This is a genomic window from Neotabrizicola paludis (assembly GCF_044142105.1).
Classification (GTDB): Bacteria; Pseudomonadota; Alphaproteobacteria; order Rhodobacterales; family Rhodobacteraceae; genus Pseudogemmobacter.
In genome coordinates this window covers 389,670-406,888 of the sequence record NZ_JBGTYM010000001.1, presented here as the reverse complement: position 1 = coordinate 406,888, position 17,219 = coordinate 389,670, and the positions used below count along the sequence as shown (strand labels likewise).

Sequence of the window (17,219 nt, the reverse complement as noted above, 5' to 3'; positions counted from 1 at the left end):
GCCCCAGAAGGATACGGGAACAGCCATGGAACTGACCCTTCCCCCCAAAGTCACCGACCGCGCCTTTGCAAGGCTGGCCGAGATCGCCGAGATCACCGGCGAGGTCAAAGCCCTGCGCGTCGGCGTCTCGGGCGGTGGGTGTTCGGGCTTTCAGTACGACATCCGTCTCGATGACGCGGCAAGCGACGATCTTGTCCTGCAAAAGGACGGCCAGACCGTTCTGGTCGATCCGGTTTCGCTGCCCTTCCTGCAAAATGCCGTGATCGACTTCTCCGACGAGTTGATCGGCGCCCGTTTCGTGATCGAAAATCCCAATGTCGCCTCGTCCTGTGGCTGCGGCACCTCATTCTCGATCTGACGCGGGTTCACGCGGGCAAAATTGCTGCGTCGCAGCAAGAATCGTGCTAGGGGTTCCGCAAGCCCGTAATGTGGCTTGTCAGGATGGGAGAGCACGATGATCGTCCTTCTCCTCGGATCGGGACTGCCCGCCCTGCGTGCCGCACAATGGCCGCGGGCGCGGTTCGACCGCATCGTCGCGATCAACAATGCCTGGCGGGTGCGCCCCGACTGGGATGACATGATCCATCCCTGGGATTTCCCGGCGGACCGCCTGCCCCAGCCCGCCCCTGGCCAGCGCCTGATCACCGAGGATGATTTCGTCCCGGCGCAGAACGCCCATGGCGGTTTTGTCTATGCGGGCGCAACAATGGCCTTCACGGCGGCCTATTGGGTGCTTGAGGCGCTGAAGCCCCGCGTCATCGCGCTGATGGGCTGCGACATGGTCTATCCGGCAACGGGACCGACGCATTTCTACGGCACCGGCACGCCGGACCCTTTGCGCCAGGACATCACTCTGCGCTCGCTCGAGGCGAAAAGTGCCCGTTTGCGCATCCTCGCCGCCCGGCGCGGCACGGCTGTGGTCAACCTTTCGACCGGACCCACGCGCCTCGCCCTGCCCCGTGCCACCCCGGCAAGCCTGCCAAATTGCCAGCCCCTGCCGGTCTGGAACATGATCGCCGATCAGGCCATCTCGCGCGAAGCAGAGCTGGACTATGCCACACCCACCGGACGCTACTGGGAAAACCTGTCGCGCTACGACACGACCGAAATCGACCGCCTCGATGCGCTCTGGCTGGCCGCCGGTCAGATTCCCGCCGCCCGCCGCCTGCGCTGACGGTCTTTCCCTCGCCGGGGGATGCCACTAGTCTGGCGCCAACGAGAGGGACCGCCATGAAGATCGCTACCTTCAACATCAACGGCATCAAGGCAAGGATCGAGGCGCTGCCGCGCTGGCTGACCGAGGCCCAGCCCGATGTGGTCTGCCTGCAAGAGATCAAAAGCCAGGATGACAGTTTCCCGCGCGAGATGTTCGAAGACATGGGCTATCGCGTCGAAACCCATGGTCAGAAAAGCTTCAACGGAGTGGCGATCCTGTCAAAACTACCGCTTGAGGATGTGACACGTGGATTGCCAGGCGATGACAGCGACGAACAGGCGCGCTGGATCGAGGCGACGGTGATCGGTCCCGCCCGTGCCGTGCGGGTCTGCGGCCTGTATCTGCCGAACGGCAACCCCGCGCCAGGCCCGAAATACGATTACAAGCTGGGCTGGATGGCGCGGATGGAAGCACGGGCGCGCGTGTTGCTGGCCGAAGAAATGCCGGTCGTCTTTCTGGGCGATTACAACGTGATTCCTCAGCCCATCGACGCGACCAAGCCCGAGGCCTGGCTGGAGGATGCGCTGTTCCTGCCGCAAAGCCGTGCCGCGCTGCGCCGCCTGCACTGGCTGGGCATGACCGACGCCATCCGCATCCGTGATCCGCGCCCGGGCCTCTATACCTATTGGGATTACCAGGCCAATGCTTGGGAACGCGGCAACGGCATCCGCATCGACCACCTGCTTCTGTCGCCGCAGGCGGCGGACCTTCTGGACGAGGCCGGGATCGACAAGCAGGTCCGCGCGGGCGACAAGCCCTCGGACCATGTGCCTGCCTGGGTCGCGCTCGCCGCCTGAGCGTCCGGCAACCGCGCGGGCTTAGCCGACCGGCAAGACCGCCAGGGCGATGCGGCGCCCCTCGGACAAAAGCACGTTGTAGGTCCGGCAGGCGGCGGGTGAATTCATCACCTCGACCCCGATCCCAACCTCTTCCAAAGCGGCACGAAACTCTGCGGGCGCATGGGCAATCTCCTTGCCCATGCCAAGGAACAGCACGTCGATCCTGCCCGCGAGGGCCAACGGCGCCAACACATCCTCCAATCCACCCCAGGGCCCGGCATCCCAGGGGGTGATCAGGCAGGCACCGTGCAGCACCTGCCCGCCGATGCGGAAGAAGTCCCGACCATAGCCCTCGACCGGCCTGGCCGTGTCATAGCTGATCTCGGTCAGGCGCATTCCCCGCCCCCGTTCAGGCATCAACCTTGGCGAATTCGTCGGGTGTGGCCGATTTCTTCGGCTTGTCGCCGCGATCAACGCCCAGGAAAAGCACGATGTTCTTGGCCACATAGAGCGTCGAATAAGTGCCGATCACCACGCCGAACAGCATCGCGAACACGAAACCGCGGATCACGTCGCCGCCGAAAATGAACAGGACCAGAAGCGACAGGAAGGTCGTGGTCGCCGTCATGATCGTCCGGCTCAGGGTCTCGTTCGCGGTGAGGTTCATCATCTCGCGCAGGGGCATGGACTTGTATTTGGCCAGGTTCTCGCGCAGCCGGTCGAAGATGACGACCGTGTCATTCACCGAATAGCCCAGAATCGTCAGCAGGGCCGCCACGATCGACAGGTCGAACTTCAACTGGAACAGCGCGAAGACACCCACAGTGACGATCACGTCATGGATCAACGCAGCAACGCAGCCGACCGCGAACTGCCATTCAAAGCGCATCCAGACATAGACCAGGATGCCCGCCGAAGCCGCGGCGATCGAGAGAAGCGCCTTCCAGATCAGTTCGCCCGAGACCTTGGGTCCGACGGATTCGACCGCCGGAAAGGTGATCGCCGGATCAAGCTGGGTCAGCGCGGCTTCCAGCGCGGCGATGGATTCGGGCGTCACCGCCTCTTCGCCTTCTTTCGGCCCGATGCGGATCTGCGCGACATGCTGGTCGGCGCGGAACGAGGGATCATTGACTTCAGTGATCGTGACATCGCTCAGATCCAGCTTGGCCAGAGCTTCACGATAGGCACCGACATCGACCACCGTGGTGCTTTCGGTGCGGATGGTGGTACCGCCCTTGAAATCGATGCCCAGATTCAGGCCGACAGTCAGGACCAGGATGATCGACACGACCGAAGCCAGGACCGATACCCCGAAGGTCAGGAACTGCCACCTGAAGAAGTCGATCTTGGTGTGGGTGGGGACAAGTTTCAGACGCCAGGCCATGAGTATTCTCCCCCTTAGACCACGATTGCCTTGGGCCGGCGCCAGCCCAGGTAAAGCTCGATGATCAGGCGTGTCACATAGACGGCGGTGAACATCGAGGTGAGAATGCCGATCGAGGTCGTCACCGCAAAACCGCGCACCGCGCCAGAGCCGATGAAGAACATGATCAACGCGACCAGAAGCCCGGTGATGTTCGAATCGAAGATCGCCGAGAAGGCTCGCTCGAACCCGGCATCCATCGCTCGGCCCGGCGACATGCCGGCACGAAGCTCTTCGCGCACACGCTCAAAGATCAGCACATTGGCATCAACCGCCATGCCCATGGTCAGCACGATCCCGGCGATGCCCGGCAGCGTCAGGGTGGCACCGATGCTTGACAGGATCGCCACCAGAAGCACCAGGTTCACCGCCAGCGCCAGGACCGCGAAAGTCCCGAACAGGCCGTAAGAGGCGATCATATAGCCCGCAACCGCGACAAGGCCGATTACCGCGGCGAGCTTGCCGGCCGCGATCGAATCCGCACCAAGCTCGGGCCCGATGGTCCGCTCTTCCAGGAACTCCATTTTCGCGGGCAAGGCGCCCGCGCGCAGAAGGACCGCCAGCTCCGTTGCCTCTTCCACCGTGAAACTGCCGGTGATGATGCCTGAACCACCCGCGATATGCGACTGGATCACCGGCGCCGAGATCACCTCGCCGTCCAGCACGATGGCGAAAGGCGCACCGATATTGGCGGCGGTGTAATCCCCGAACTTGCGTGCGCCGGTGCCGTCGAACCGGAAGCTTACCGCGGGGCGGTTGTTCTGGTCGAACGAGGGCTGCGCATCGGTCAGTTCTTCACCCGAAACGACCGGCGTCTCCTCGATGACATAGTAGACCCCCTTCTGCTCGCGGGACGGCAGAAGAAGATTGCGCGCGCCGGGGCTTTCATTCGCATTGGTGGTGGTGCGCACCACCGGGTTGAAGGTCAGCTTCGCGGTGGTGCCGATCAGACCTTTCAACTCGGCCGCCGAGCCGATGCCCGGCACTTGGATCAGGATACGGTCCGTCCCCTGGCGCTGGATGGTCGGCTCGCGCGTCCCCGCCTCGTCGACCCGGTTGCGGATGATCTCAAGGCTTTGTTGCATGGTCCGGTCGTCGGTGGCGCGCTGTTCGGCTTCGGACAGGGTGATCACCATGTCGGCGCCATCGGCGGTCACGTCCAGCGTCGATTGCCCGACGCCGGTCAGGGTGATGACTGGTTGCGACAGTTTCTGCACTGCCTCGATCGCCGCGGCCATGCCCGAAGGCTCTGACAGCGTCACCCGCAGCGTGCCGTCCGGCGCCGGCGCGCGGCGCACGGCCCCGACCTGGTCGCGCAGATCACGCATCGCGTCGCGCACCTCGGGCCAAAGCGAGTCCATCCGTGCCTTGTAAACATCGGCCAGTTCGACCCGGCCAAGAAGATGCGCCCCGCCCCGCAGGTCTAGTCCCAGATTCATCAGCGATGAGGGCAGCCAATTCGGCCACGCGGCCAATGCCACATCCTGTTCGGATGTGGCCACGCCATTGGCCTTCTCGATCTCGGCCACAGCATCGTTATGTAACTCGACCCTCCCGTAGAAGGCATTTGGCAGCGAGGCCAGCACGCCCCATAGGCAAACCAGACCGATCAGGAGGCGCTTCCACAGCGAGGAACGGGTCATGTCAAAAGCCTCAGGCGGCAGCAGGTTCGGTCTTGTTCAGCACATTCACGATGGTGTGCCGCAGAACCTTGACCTTCACGCCATCGGCGATTTCCACCTCGACCATGCCGTCTTCCTGCACCTTGGACACTTTGCCCAGGATGCCGCCCTGCGTGACCACCTGATCACCCCGGCGCAGCGCTTCGATCATCGCCTTGTGCTGCTTCATCTTCTTCTGCTGCGGGCGGATCATCAGGAAATACATGATCCCGAACACCAGCACCATCGGGATGAGGAACGAGTTCAGGATCGACGGCGCACCGGCGGCGGTGCCTGCGGCCTGGGCGAAGGCGGGGGTTGCAAACATCTGTGGTCCTCTTTCAGCGTCGCGGACCATGTAAGGGGTTTTGTGCCGCGATGCCAGAGGGGCGGTTTCACCGCGACAAGAATAGGCACGCAGAACACTGTGGCCATTCGGCGATGCGCGGCCAGATCGCGGCTTTGTCCCGTTTCAGGGGGGCAAAACGGTCAGGCCAGCCGTCTGGCAAGCGGCAGTTGCAACAGAACCGCCGTGGCGAAGAAGGCCCCGCCAAAGGACACCAATGCCAAAAGAGCCTTGGGCAGGTCCGGTCCAAGGAACTTGTAGGCCAGAAGCGTGAAGAAGGGATGCATCAGATAGATGCCAAAGGCATGGCTGCCCAGCCACAGCGCGCCCCGAGCCGACGAACCGTGCAACGGCAGGCGGCGCAGCGCTTCGAAGGCCAGCGCCGAAAGGATCATCTGGACCGAGGCAAGACCCGGCACAACCGCCCAGCTGGCCGCACTTGCCAAGACGGCGCCTGCCAGGGTGAGCCTTCCCGCACCAAGCCGCAGCGCCAGCGCATGCAGCACACCCCAAAGATAGATCGGCAGCGAGAAAGACCATTGCGGGAACGGCTCTGGCAGCAGATGGCCGTCCAGCGGCCCTGCTCCGGTTTGCACCGCAACCAGAAGCGCTGACAGCACGACCAGACCCGCCGTGGCGCGGATCAGAGCCGCGCGCGAGACGATATCTCTCGCAAGGCCAGGCACGAAAAGCAGCGCCAGCATTGCTGCGGGCAGAAACCAAAGATGGATTGCGGGTCCGATCAGCAGACTGAACGGCTCGGACAACAGCCGGAACGGGTTGTGTCCCACGACGTCATGCAGCACGCGGAAGATCACGCACCAGATCAGCCAGGGCACCAGGATGCGCCGGGCGCGCGCCGCCCAGAAGCCCGGTCCGGGCGCTCGCTGATATGATCCGACAGCCAGGTAGCCCGTCATCACGAGGAACAGACCAAGAGCCGTATACCCCGCCTGGGCACCAGGGGCGCCGGCATGGGCCCAGACGATTCCGAATGCGGCCAGGAAACGGCCAAGGTCCAGCGCGGCGATGCGGGTTTGCGGGCGGACATTCTCCTTGACCAGCCCTGCAGGGACGCATGCCGGCGCCGTCACAGATGCCCCGTCGGCATGCGACACCGCTGCAGCGCCCGCGCCCTCGGCGAACCCATTTCCTGCGGTGCCTACGAGCGATCGTCCCATGCTGCCCGAGACCAGCCTACCCTCCCTGCAACGCCCGGACGCATCCGCGGCGCGTGTTCCATTTCACACGGTCAACCCCGCGGTATCGCCCCGGTGCGGTCCGCGCAACCTGCCTGCTGCGAACGGATCGTTTCCCGGATGGCAACCGCTGCCGCATCGTGGCGGCGAAGAAGTTTACAAATCGTAAAATTCAAGAATCAAGTCATTGATTTCTATGCGATGACACGACTGTCCCACGATGGGACAACTCCCCTTCCCCCGTCTCGCCCCATCTGGCATAAGGCGCCGACACTCTGTTCGGGGGCAGCGCGCCATGCACGATATCAAAGCGATCCGCGAAAATCCCGCCGCCTTCGATGCGGCGCTGGCCCGACGTGGTCTGCCCGCCGCCTCGCCGGAACTGCTGGCCCTGGATGCCGACCGCCGCGCCAAGATTCAGGCCGCCGAGACCGCCACCGCCGAACAGAACCGCGCCTCGAAAGAGGTAGGCGCCGCCAAGGCCCGCGGCGATGACGCAGAATTTGAACGCCTGCGCGCCCTCGTGGCCGAGAAGAAGACCCAGATCGGCCTTCTCACGGCCGAAGCCGATGCCGAGGATGCCCGCCTGCGCGACCTTCTGATGCGCATCCCCAATCTTCCCCTGTCCGAAGTTCCCGAGGGCGCCGACGAGGACGACAACGTCGAAATCCGCCGCTGGGGCGCGCCGCGCGACTTTGACTTCACCCCGGTCGAGCATTTCGACATCGCCGGCGTCAAACCCGGCATGGATTTCGCCATGGCCGCCAAACTGTCGGGCGCGCGTTTCGTGGTGCTGAAAGGCGCGGTGATCCGCGTTCACCGCGCGCTGGCGCAGTTCATGCTGGACACCCATATCACCGAACACGGCCTGACCGAGACCTGGACCCCGGTTCTGGTCAAGGAAGAGGCGATGTATGGCACCAACCAGCTGCCCAAATTCGCCGAGGACAGCTACCAGACCACCAACGGCTGGTGGCTGATCCCGACCAGCGAGGTCACCCTGACCAACTCCGTCGCGGGCGACATCCTGGACGAGACAGTCCTGCCGATCCGCATGACCGCCCATACCCAGTGCTTCCGATCGGAAGCGGGTTCGGCGGGGAAGGACACCACCGGCATGCTGCGCCAGCACCAGTTCGAGAAGGTCGAGATGGTGACGATCTGCACCCCCGACACCGCCCTGGCAGAGCATGAGCGCATGACGAAATGCGCCGAGGCGATCCTTGAAAAGCTGGGTCTGCCCTATCGCACCATTGTTCTGTGCACCGGCGACATGGGCTTTGGCGCGCAGAAGACCCATGACCTTGAGGTCTGGCTGCCGGGCCAAAACCGCTATCGTGAGATTTCTTCTGTCTCGACCTGCGGCCAGTTCCAGGCCCGCCGCATGAACGCCCGCTTCCGGCCTGCGGGCGGCAAACCCGACTTCGTGTCCACGCTGAATGGTTCGGGCCTTGCGGTCGGTCGCTGCCTGATTGCCGTGCTGGAAAACGGCCAGCAGGCGGATGGCTCGGTCGATCTGCCGGTGGCGCTGCATCCCTATCTGGGCGGCAAGACCCGGATTTCGCCCGAAGGCACGCTGGTCTGATCCCGGCGCGGCTTGACCGCGCCCCGCGCGCCTGTGCATAGTTTCGCCCAAGGAAACAACCGGCCGTCAAGGCCGGGTTTGCCCGTTGCGACGTCCGCCACAGCGGCGCGATCGGGGGCCAGAGGTCGAGCCGATGCTGCAGTATGACGAGATCCTTACCACCTCGGGTATCAGGGTTCCCTTTGTCCCGTCGATCATAACGCCCAAGATAGAACGCCCCATGCGCAACAACCGCTATGAGGGCGGCGAATGTGCCAGTCTGCGCCGTCTCCTTCGGCCTGGCGACCGGGTGCTGGAACTCGGGTCCGGGGTGGGCTTGCTCTCGACTGTCGCCGGGCTGATCCCGGGCATAGAAAGCGTCACCACGATCGAGGCCAATCCCGACCTGATCCCGCTGATCCGCGAGACCCATCGCCTGAACGGCATCAGCAATGTCGATCTGCGCAACGGCGTGGCGACCGCCGAAGACGGGCCGGAGATCGACTTCTACCTCCGTCCCGATTTCTGGGCCTCCTCCATGGAACCCGACAGCCGCGCCTATTCCCGCAAGGTCAGCCTGCGCCGCTGGGGTCTGAAAGAGCTGATCGCCGAAGTGAACCCCACGGTCATCGTCTCGGATATCGAGGGCGGCGAAATGGGACTTTTCGACGGGGCCGACCTGTCGGGCGTCCGCGCCATGGTGGTCGAGTTCCACCCCAAGGTCTATGGCGAAGACGGGCTGGCCCGCATCCTTGCCACTCTCGCCGCCAGGGGCCTGACCCTTGCCGCCGAGAACAAGGCGGAGTCGACCGTCCAGCTTCTGGAACGGGCGACGCCGCCCGTCGCCCTGCCCTTTCCGCCGCGCGATTTCCGGTCCTGGCCAATTGCCGAACCACGCGTCTTCGTCGCCACCTGCATGAAGGATGAAGGGCCGTTCCTCCTGGAATGGCTGGCCTGGCACAAGGCGATGGGCGTCACCAACATCACCGTCTTCACCAATGATTGCAGCGACGGCACCGACCTGCTGCTGGACCGGCTTGCCGATCTTGGCCATGTGCAGCACCTGCCCAACCCGGCGCTCTTGCAACAAAGTCCGGCCTTGCAGCCCATCGCACTGGCCTATGCCCATCACCTTCCGGCCATGCGCCAGGCCGATATCTTCATCTCGATGGATGTCGACGAATTCCTGAACGTGAGGGTCGGCGACCAAACGCTGAACGCCCTGTTCGCCGCCACCGGCGCCTTTGACGTGATCTCGGTCTCCGAGGTCAACCATGGTTGCAACGGCCATGAACATTTCATGCCCGGCTGGATGACGGAACTGTTCCCCGGCCACCAGACCTTGACCCCCGGCAAGTTCAAGTCGCGGCGCGGGGTCAAGTCGATCGTGCGCCTGTCCGAAAAGGTCGAGAAGCTGCGCAATCATCGGCCAGACATGCGGACCGATCTGGGGCCGCTGCGCTGGCTGGACGGTGCAGGCCGGCCGACCGGGCATTTCATGGCGGATCGCGGTGAGAACGGCCATGACTGCCGAGGCAGCTATGGCCTTGTCCGGCTGGAGCACTTTCCGCTGCGCTCGCTCGATAGCTATCTGGCCAAGATGTATCGCGGCGATGTGGTGGTGACGGGCAAGCAGGTCAGCCGCACCTATTGGCGCCAGCGTAACAGGATGGAAGAAATTTCAAACGGTTATGACGCGCAGCTCAAGCGCGCCAAGGTCTGGCACAAAACGCATCTTGCCAAGGACAAGATCCTGATGGGGCTGCATGAGGCGGCCTGCGCAGCCCATGCGGCGCGGATCGCGGCACTGGTGCAGGAGCCGAGTTTCAAAGAGCGCCGCGACTGGGCGCTGCGCGAGGCCTGGGTCACCGGGGAGGAAGCGGCCGCAGCGGCCGAATAGCCAGCCGGGTTTGCGACGAAAACCCGCCCATCAATCCTTGCCGGTGTTCTTTTCCTTGTGCTTGCGCAAGCGGCTTGGCGTGTGGAACTTGCGCTCCTTCCAGGGGTTCTGGTCGCCCTGGCCGCGGAAATACAGTCGGATCGGCGTGCCCGGCATGTCGAAATGGTCGCGCAGGCCGTTGACCAGATAGCGCTTGTAGCTTTCCGGCAATTCGTCGGGCCGCGAGCATTTCACCACGAAACCTGGCGGGCGGGTCTTGGCCTGGGTGATGTAGCGCAGCTTGATCCGGTGCCCGCCCGGCGCCGGCGGCGGATGCGCCTCGGTCATCGCGCCCAGCCAGGAATTCAGCCGGGCCGTCGGCACCCGCGCATTCCAGGTGTCATGCGCGCGCACGATCGCGTCATGCAGCCGGTCCATGCCCCGCCCCGTGCGGGCTGATACGGTCACCAGCGGCGCGCCGCGCAACTGCGGCAGCAGGCGGTCGAACATCTCTTTCAGCTCGGCCAGCTTTTCCTGCTTCTCTTCCTCGAGATCCCATTTATTGACCGCGACAACGACGGCACGGCCTTCGCTTTCGGCAAAATCGGCGATGCGAAGATCCTGGGTCTCGAAGGGGATTTCAACATCCAGCAACACGACCACGACTTCGGCGAACCGAACCGCGCGCAGCCCGTCGGCGACCGACAGCTTTTCCAGCTTCTCGGTCACCCGCGCCTTCTTGCGCATCCCGGCCGTGTCCCAGATGCGCACCGGCGTGCCCATCCAGTCAGCCTTGACCGAGATTGCGTCGCGGGTGATGCCCGCTTCCGGCCCAGTCAGCATCCGGTCCTGGCCTAGAATGCGGTTCACCAGCGTGGACTTGCCCGCATTGGGCCGCCCGATCACCGCGATCTGCAGGGGTTTCTGCGGCGTCGGGCGATGGGCCAGTGCATCCGCCTCCAGTTCCGCCTCTTCTTCCGACAGGTCGACCTCGACCGCAGGCGTCATCTCGGCATCGCGCGCCTCGAATTCAGCCTCGAAGGGCCGTAGCGCGGTGTAAAGATCGTCCATCCCTTCGCCATGTTCGGCGGAAAGGCGGACCGGCTCGCCCAGACCCAGCGCATAGGCCTCGAGCGCGCCGGCATCGCCCGCCTTGCCCTCGGCCTTGTTGACGCCCAGGATCACCCTCGCGCCCTTCTTGCGCAGGATCTCGGCGAAGGTCTCGTCCGAAGGCGTCACGCCCACCCGCCCGTCGATCAGGAACAGGCTGACATCGGCCATGTCCACGGCGCGTTCGGTCAGCCGCCGCATCCGGCCCTGAAGCGAGTCGTCGGTGACTTCCTCAAGCCCCGCCGTGTCGATCACGGTGAAGCGCAGATCGAAAAGCCGCGCATCGCCTTCACGCAGATCCCGGGTTACGCCGGGCTGGTCATCGACCAGCGCAAGCTTGCGCCCGACCAGGCGGTTGAACAGCGTGGACTTGCCGACATTGGGCCGCCCGACAATGGCTAGGGTAAAGGACATGATCACGCCTTCAGGAAGGGGCCTGCACGAAAGGAAGCGCCCCCTTACACCGCCGAGGCCCTAGCGGAAAGCCAGAAGTTGTCCCTTTTCCGAGACGACATACAATGTCCCCCCGGCGACAGCGGGTTGCGTCGCCGCGCCGCCCGGAATCTCGGTCGAATAGACCAGCTTGCCATCGACAGGCGAGAAGGCCCTGAGCAGCCCGTCAGACGAGGCGACCCAGATCCGCCCGCCCGCAAGGACCGGCCCGTAATGGGCATAAATCGCCTTGCGGCGTACGACCTTCCGGGTCGGCTCGTAATAGGGCAGGTCAATGGCCCAGACCGGATTGCCGCTGGCGGCATCCAGCCGCACAAGCTGCGCCTCGTCGGTCACGACGAAGACAGACCCACCCGCCACGACCAGCGGCCCCAGCGCGCCTTCATCTGCCGACCATATCGGCTTGCCGTTCGAGGCGTCGATCGCATCGGTCCGGCCCGCTGCGGTGCCCGCATAAAGCACGCCCCCCACAAGCGCTGCATCGCCGGTCACATCGAAATTCGAAGCATAGGCCCGGCCCAGACGTTTGCCCGCAAGCGAAGCCTGCCAGATCTTCGTCCCGCCGCCGATGCGAAGCACAGCCATCAGATCGCCGGCATTCGAGGGAAAGATCACCGCGCGATCGGCCACGGTCGGCGCCGAGCTGCCCAGATAACCCGCCTTGCCGGGCGAGCCGAAGACCTGCCATTGCACCTTGCCATCGGCAGCGCCGATCGCCCAGGCCGAGCCGTCGCGGCCCGAAACATAGACCACGCCATCGGCCACTGCGGGCGCGCCCACAGCCGGAGCATCGACCTTCTGCCGCCAGATCACCGCGCCGGAGGCCGCGTCCATCGCGACAACCTCGCCATAGACGGTCGTGGCGAAGACCCGCGCGCCATCGGTCGCAAGCCCGCCGCCCGAGGCACCGCCGCCACGATCGGCATTCGCAGAGAGGTCAGCCGACCACAGGGCGGCGCCTCCGGTGGAAACGGCGGTAACGGTCGCCCCGGAATCCATCGCCAAGACCCGCCCGGCCGCAACCACCGGCGCGGCGGCGACGCGATTCTTGCGGCTCGAGCCAGCGCCCACCGACGTGGACCATATCAGTTGCGGCGCGGAAGAGAGCGCCGCATGAGGGGCGGCATGACGGGCATTGCCGCCGCGCTGGGCCCAGTCTGCATTGGCCTGCACCCCCGGCAGCGAGATCGCCGCTCCGGCAGGCGCCGAAGGCACCACCGGTTCGACGCCCACCGCATCGCGGATCGAGACGCGCTCGCCAGGAAGGATGACTTCCTTTTCCTGGCATGCCGCAAGAAGCCCGGCCGCCGCAAGGCCCGCCACCCAGAGTTTCGCCTGTCTGACCGTCACTTGCTCTGCCCTTCCCCGGCTTTCATCCCGGCCACGCGCCAAGGTCCTCAGCCGCCCGAGGGCGCGGCTTCCGCCGGCGCCTCGGCAGGCGCCGCTTCGGGCACGCCGCCCAAAGCCGTGATCACCTGTCCGACCCGCGATTTCAGCGCCGCCGTTGCATCGCTGGTCTGGGTCAGCGCCTGAAGCGCGGCAACCGCCTCTGAGGTCTTGCCCTCTTCCAGAAGCAGATAGGCCAATTGCTCGGCCGCCAGCGCCCGATATGGCCGACCAGCGACCGCAATGCCTTCCAGAGCGGCGCGTCGATCAGCCAGCGGCTGATCCGCCCCGGCAACACCCACGCGACGCAACACGGCCAGGTCACGATAGACAGGTGCCAGCGAGCCATCGGCCAGCACCCGGTCCAGCGCAGCCAAGGTCGCCGTCTTGTCCTGCGCGGGGTCCGCCGCCTCAATCAGCGCAAGGATGACCGACTGGTCGCCATCCGCCGAAACCGCAGCCAGAGCGGCCCGGCGTTCCTCGGGCGTGCCCATGTCGTAAGAGTCGATTACCGCATCGCCAAAGGCCTCGGCGCGGGATTCGGCCCTAGCCTTCAGGATCTGGTTCGTCGCCGTGCCGCCAACGATGCCAAGGATGACGACGATGCCGATCCAGCCATATTTGCGGAACAAGCCATAAAGCCGGTCGCGGCGGACCTCTTCGGTGACTTCGTCGATGAAACTGTCGGGATTGCTCAACGCCCTGGCCCTTGATGTCCGTTCGTCCCGTCTTACAGGGATTCCGTCGGGGTTGCCAAGCCCCGCGCCCCGCCTGCGCGCAACCAGCCGCCGGGACTATTGGATGCCAAGCGCATTGCGGTAATTCGTCATCCATTCCAGATAGCTGTCCGAGGGCAATCTCCCTTCGGCCTGAAGCTGCTCCAGAAGGCTCAGCGCCTCGCGATACAGGGTCGAGCGGTCATCGTAATAGCTGGCGGTCCGATCCAGCGCGGTGACAAGGTCGATCACGTTCCAGGCATCGCTCTGGTCCTGTTGGTGGACCCAGCGCAGAATGCCCAAGGCCTGCTCTTCCAGCGGGCGGCCCTGATCGAAGTTCTTTTCGAAGTAATAGGTGTCGGCCAGCTTTTGCAGCGCAAAAGCCAGGGCGCGCTGGTCGGGCAGGCTGCCCGGCTTCTGCCCGGCCAGCCATTGCCGCATCGAAACGGCATTGGTCAGCTCGTTGCGCGCGGCGGGATAGTTTTGCAGGGCATTGTAGGTGTCGCCCATCCGTTCCAGCGCAAGCGTGTAGTCCAGGGCCAGCGCGGTGTCGTAGGGATCGGCCGAGACCAGCGCATATCCGGCTGCGCCCATCGCCTGAAAGGCCGCCAGCGCCCCCTCAAGATCGCCCGCCCCCTTCAGCGCATCGCCCAGCCGGTTCGCAGCCACCACCTTGTCGCGCAGCGTCTCCTTGTCATTCGGGCGCAGCGCCAGCATCCGCTCCACCACCGCCACCGAGGCCTGTCCCACCGGCACCGCCGTGGCGTAATCGCCCGTTTCCATCAAAGCCGCGACATACTGGTTCTGGGCAATCGTGGTTTCGCGCAGCGTGTCGAAATCCTCAGGCGCAGCGTTCAGGCTTTCTTCGCGCAGAGCGACCGCCTCGGCCATCAGCGGCAATGCCCCGGCCTGATCGCCCTTGCCACGCAGCAGCTCGGCCATCTGCAACAGGGTGAAGGTCACGTCGCGGCGGTAGAGCGGCACAGTGGGGTCGGCCGCCGCGGTCTGGCGACGCAAATCCAATACCGTCTTGTGCACATCAAGCGCCTTGTCCACCTCGCCCATGGCCGCCAGGGTCAGCGCCACCTTTTCATAGGCCACCCCCAGATCGCGCTGCCGCGGCAGGTTCGAGGGATCAAGCGCGACGATCGCCAGACGGGTATCGCGGCATTTCTCATAATAATCCAACGCCCCAGCATACTCGCCCTCGCCATAGTACAACTCGCCGATCCGCTCGTAGCTGACCGAAAGATCACGGGCCCATTGGCTGTTATTGGGGTCAAGCGCGACAAGCTTTTCGCGCAGGTCCAGCGCTTGCTGATGGCTCATCACCGCCGAACCCACGTCACCCATCGCGGCATAGATGTCGCCGATCCGTTCATAGGTCACCGAACTGTCGCGCTGACGCATCCGGTTGGTCGGGTCGAGCTTTGACAGATCCTCGCGGATGTTCAACGCCTCGAGATAGGAGGCCAGCGCGGAATCAAGATCATTCTCGGCGATCATCATGTCGCCAAGCCGCTCATAGGCGACAGAAAGATCACGGCGGAATTCCTGGTCGGTGGGAAATTCATCGACAAGCTGCTGGCTGATCCGCATCGCCACATCAAAGGCGACACGGGCGCTTTGATGATCGCCCATGGCGACATATACGTCGCCGATGCGTTCCTGAGTGTAGCTGACATCTCTAAGATAGGTGATGCGCGTCGGGTCGCTGTCCAACAGCTTCTGCGCGATCGCCAGCGATTCCTGATAGGCCGACAGGGCGCCTTGATAATCAGCAAGCGCGAAACGCACTTCGCCCAGCTTGTTGCGGATCACCTCGCGGTCACGCTGAAGATCGGGGTCGTCAGGGTTCTGGTCGCTTTGCCATTGGCTGAATTCGAAGGCGTTCATGAAGGCTTCTTCAGCCTCTTTCAGATAGCCCTGCTGTTGCAGGACCGAGCCGACCGAATTCAGCGCCCAGATCAGCTCGCGCGTCCAGCCCAGATCCATCGGCTCGGCCTTGGCCTGGGCCTTCAGGAACTCGGCCCGTGTCATCGCTGCGCCCAAGGCGCCATAGGTATTGCCCGCGACCATGTAGAGATCGCCCAGATCCTGCAACGCGACCGCATAATCCATGCGCGCCTGCCGATCCGGCAGTTGCGTCTCGACCTCGGCGAAAAGCTCGACCGCCTTGGTCAAGTCGCCGATGGCCAGGTCATAGCGCAGGTCAGTGCGGGCGGCATTGGCGTTCAGGACATGGGTCGACGCTTCCGACAGGGTACGCGCGATGAAGTTGTTCTTGATCGCCGAACGCGCCTGGCTGTCGATCTCGGCCGCTTCGGTCAGAAGCGATCGCGCCTCATCCACCGCGCCCAGCGAGAGCTGCTCTTCCGCCTTGGCGCGCAACTCGGCCACCCGGGGATCGTCACTGGCGTATTTCACCAACTCGCCCTGGAAAGCCGCGTAGGAGCGCGCCGCCTCTTCCAGCATCCGGCGGCGCTCTTCCGGCGTCTGGCCCGTCAAATCACCCGAAATCACCGCGGCATAAAGCGGCGCAAGCGGCATGTTGTTGGCTTTGGCGACCGACTCCACTTCGGACCGCAGTTCAGGCGTCAGACCTGCCATCGCAAGCAGAAGCTGGTCGCGCTCCGGCAGATCGCCCTCTTCGCTGATGAACACAAGTTCCGGCAGACCGCTTTCGATATAGGGAAGCTGCTGGCCGCGCGAACGGTCATAGACATCCTGCTGCACCAGAGTCAGCGCGGATTTCAGCTCCACCCCCTTGGTGCCGAAATGGCGCAGAAGCGCGCTGGTGAAGGGCGAGTTCTCGCCATCGCCGTCGCTTGCGGTTTCGTTGGGTGCGGCGGCAAAAGCGAAGAGCACCCCATCCGACCGACCGATCCGACCCAGACCCGGCACGGGTTTCGGCGCTTCGGGCGGGTCGTCGGACAGCGGTTTCGCGCTGCGCCCGTCGGCTGTGCCGCCCCCGGCGGCGGCGAAAGGATCGTCGCGGCAGGCATCGAGCAGCATGATGCCGACCGGCGCCACCTCATCCAGCACGTTCTGGATATCGGCCAGCGGCAGACTCGTCTCGGCCAGCTTTTCTGAAGATGTCGCCTCGGCATCGGTCGGCAAGAGGTAGTTCACACCGTTCAGCGCCACGCCATGACCGGCAAAGAAGACCAGCGCCACATCCGCTCCGGTCGCGTCGTCCTTGAAATCCTCAAGCGCGCGCTTCATCCTCTTGAGATCACGGTCGACGGCGAGCGTCACCTCGAAGCCCAGCCCGTCGAGCAATTTCTCCATCGCGCGGGCATCGTTGACCGGATTGTCCAGGGTGCGGACATTCTTGTAATCGTCAACCCCTATGACCAGCGCGACCCGCCGCTCGGCCAGGGCGGCGGTGGCGAGGCCAAGAAAGACCAATATCGTAATGAAAACGCGGCGCAGCATCGCGTTAACCCTGGTTTCGACAATGGCGCAATTCTGGCTGCGCAACCCG

General features: G+C 64.4%; 14 protein-coding genes. 5 read left to right on the top strand and 9 right to left on the bottom strand.

Annotation, left to right across the window (positions count from 1 at the left end):
- The first annotated feature begins 31 nt into the window (after nt 1-31).
- The 3 genes from ACED67_RS01990 to xth all read left to right on the top strand — a co-directional run bounded on the left by ACED67_RS01990 (nt 32) and on the right by xth (nt 2,013).
- Nucleotides 32-358, top strand: a complete 327-nt coding sequence (locus ACED67_RS01990; RefSeq protein WP_395540455.1) for a HesB/IscA family protein — start codon at nt 32-34, stop codon at nt 356-358.
- Between the two features lie 96 nt (nt 359-454).
- Nucleotides 455-1,174, top strand: coding sequence for a hypothetical protein (locus ACED67_RS01985; RefSeq protein WP_395539846.1), 720 nt, complete (start codon nt 455-457; stop codon nt 1,172-1,174).
- A gap of 56 nt (nt 1,175-1,230) precedes the next feature.
- Nucleotides 1,231-2,013 carry an exodeoxyribonuclease III gene (gene xth / locus ACED67_RS01980; protein WP_395539844.1) on the top strand — a complete coding sequence of 261 codons (783 nt, stop codon included), beginning with the start codon at nt 1,231-1,233 and terminating at the stop codon, nt 2,011-2,013.
- Between the two features lie 21 nt (nt 2,014-2,034).
- Here the strand turns inward: xth and ACED67_RS01975 are convergent, their stop codons facing one another.
- The 5 genes from ACED67_RS01975 to ACED67_RS01955 all read right to left on the bottom strand — a co-directional run bounded on the left by ACED67_RS01975 (nt 2,035) and on the right by ACED67_RS01955 (nt 6,519).
- Complete coding sequence (locus ACED67_RS01975) at nt 2,035-2,391, bottom strand: Mth938-like domain-containing protein (protein WP_395539842.1); 357 nt, start codon at nt 2,389-2,391, stop codon at nt 2,035-2,037.
- Between the two features lie 13 nt (nt 2,392-2,404).
- Nucleotides 2,405-3,379: a protein translocase subunit SecF gene (gene secF, locus ACED67_RS01970; RefSeq protein WP_395539840.1), complete on the bottom strand. Its 975-nt coding sequence runs from the start codon at nt 3,377-3,379 to the stop codon at nt 2,405-2,407.
- Between the two features lie 14 nt (nt 3,380-3,393).
- Nucleotides 3,394-5,061, bottom strand: coding sequence for a protein translocase subunit SecD (gene secD, locus ACED67_RS01965; RefSeq protein ID WP_395539838.1), 1,668 nt, complete (start codon nt 5,059-5,061; stop codon nt 3,394-3,396).
- Nucleotides 5,062-5,071: 10 nt separating this feature from the next.
- Nucleotides 5,072-5,407 (bottom strand): preprotein translocase subunit YajC, encoded by a 336-nt coding sequence (gene yajC / locus ACED67_RS01960; RefSeq protein WP_395539837.1) that lies wholly within the window; start codon nt 5,405-5,407, stop codon nt 5,072-5,074.
- 161 nt (nt 5,408-5,568) lie between these two features.
- Complete coding sequence (locus ACED67_RS01955; protein WP_395539835.1) at nt 5,569-6,519, bottom strand: acyltransferase; 951 nt, start codon at nt 6,517-6,519, stop codon at nt 5,569-5,571.
- Between the two features lie 400 nt (nt 6,520-6,919).
- Between ACED67_RS01955 and serS the strand changes: the two genes are divergently transcribed.
- Nucleotides 6,920-8,209 (top strand): serine--tRNA ligase, encoded by a 1,290-nt coding sequence (gene serS / locus ACED67_RS01950; protein WP_395539833.1) that lies wholly within the window; start codon nt 6,920-6,922, stop codon nt 8,207-8,209.
- A 133-nt stretch (nt 8,210-8,342) separates the two neighbouring features.
- Nucleotides 8,343-10,088, top strand: coding sequence for a glycosyltransferase family 92 protein (locus tag ACED67_RS01945; RefSeq protein WP_395539831.1), 1,746 nt, complete (start codon nt 8,343-8,345; stop codon nt 10,086-10,088).
- A gap of 30 nt (nt 10,089-10,118) precedes the next feature.
- On the opposite strand, the gene der is transcribed toward ACED67_RS01945, so the two are convergent.
- The 4 genes from der to ACED67_RS01925 all read right to left on the bottom strand — a co-directional run bounded on the left by der (nt 10,119) and on the right by ACED67_RS01925 (nt 17,170).
- Nucleotides 10,119-11,591, bottom strand: coding sequence for a ribosome biogenesis GTPase Der (der, locus tag ACED67_RS01940; protein ID WP_395539830.1), 1,473 nt, complete (start codon nt 11,589-11,591; stop codon nt 10,119-10,121).
- Between the two features lie 60 nt (nt 11,592-11,651).
- Nucleotides 11,652-12,980 (bottom strand): outer membrane protein assembly factor BamB family protein, encoded by a 1,329-nt coding sequence (locus ACED67_RS01935; RefSeq protein WP_395539828.1) that lies wholly within the window; start codon nt 12,978-12,980, stop codon nt 11,652-11,654.
- 47 nt (nt 12,981-13,027) lie between these two features.
- Complete coding sequence (locus ACED67_RS01930; RefSeq protein ID WP_395539826.1) at nt 13,028-13,714, bottom strand: tetratricopeptide repeat protein; 687 nt, start codon at nt 13,712-13,714, stop codon at nt 13,028-13,030.
- 96 nt (nt 13,715-13,810) lie between these two features.
- Nucleotides 13,811-17,170 (bottom strand): caspase family protein, encoded by a 3,360-nt coding sequence (locus tag ACED67_RS01925; RefSeq protein ID WP_395539825.1) that lies wholly within the window; start codon nt 17,168-17,170, stop codon nt 13,811-13,813.
- Between the last annotated feature and the right edge of the window lie 49 nt (nt 17,171-17,219).